Source organism: Pseudonocardia sp. SID8383, from assembly GCF_009864975.1.
Lineage (GTDB): Bacteria > Actinomycetota > Actinomycetes > Mycobacteriales > Pseudonocardiaceae > Pseudonocardia > Pseudonocardia alni.
Genome location: NZ_WWFY01000470.1, coordinates 1 through 1,000, shown reverse-complemented (window position 1 = coordinate 1,000; position 1,000 = coordinate 1). Strand labels below are relative to the sequence as shown.

At 79.0% G+C, this 1,000-nt stretch carries 1 protein-coding gene; it reads right to left on the bottom strand.

Translation table 11 applies throughout. The features are described from left to right. On the bottom strand, positions 1-1,000 hold a 1,000-nt coding region (locus GTW08_RS11420), incomplete at both ends, for a hypothetical protein (protein ID WP_202417042.1).

Below are 1,000 nucleotides of genomic sequence, written 5' to 3'. Positions count from 1 at the left end.
CGCCGCGGACCGCCACGGCGCCAGGACCGGATTGACCCGGCCCCGGTCCAGCAGCAGCCGACCGCACCCCATGTAGTGCTCCACCGCGTCGCGGTGGCGGCCCTGCACCGACCGCACGCGCCCCCGCGCGTACTCCAGCAGGGCCGCACCGGGCCGTCTTCCCCCGGCGGCGAGGTCGGCGAAGGCCGCGGCGTCGGCAGCCTCCACGTCGGGCTCCGCCAGGTGCACCAGCACCCGGGCGGCCCCGGCGAGCGGGTCGGGCCCGTCGGAGGAGACCGGGGCGACGGCGGCGGCCCGCAGGTCCCGTCGTGCGCCGTCGAGGTCCCCCGTCCGCAGCTCGACCAGTGCCGACACCGCGAGTACGGCGGGCGGGACCGGGCGCTCCCGGGTGATCTCGAGCAGGAGGTGGTGCATCGCCTCGCCCGCCTCGTCGGCACAGCCCACGGCGTCGAGGGTGAGCGCCGCGACCACCTGCGGTATCGCCGGGAGGACGCCGCTCGGGCCGGTCAGCGTGGCGCGGGCCAGCCGGGTGGCACGGTCCCGGTCGCGGCCGCGCAGGACCAGCGACCACGCGGTGGTCCCGCGGGCGACCGGACCGTCGTCGTCGGAGCCGGCTGCCGCCGTGGCGACCGGGCCGTGCAGCACGGTCCGCCGGTCGAAGCCGAGCTCGTCGGTCAGCCGGGACAACGACAGCAGGTCCGCCCGCGCCGGCGCGTCCTCCGGACATCGACGGACCGCGATGTCCAGCGCCTGCCGGGCCGCACCGACCTCCCCGGCGGACAGCAGCAGGTCGACCGCTCGGGCCCCGTACCGGCTCGCCGCCGGGTCGGTGTCCAGGGTGATCCGGGAGAGCACCCGCGCGGCCGTACCGGGCGCGGTGTGCGAGCGCGACAGCGCCAGCTCCACCAGCAGCGCCCCGCGGAGCGGGTCCGGCAGGGGCTCCTGCAGCGCGCGCTCGGCAGCCGCGGCGGCGTCGGCGGGCCGGTCCTCGGCCCGGTGC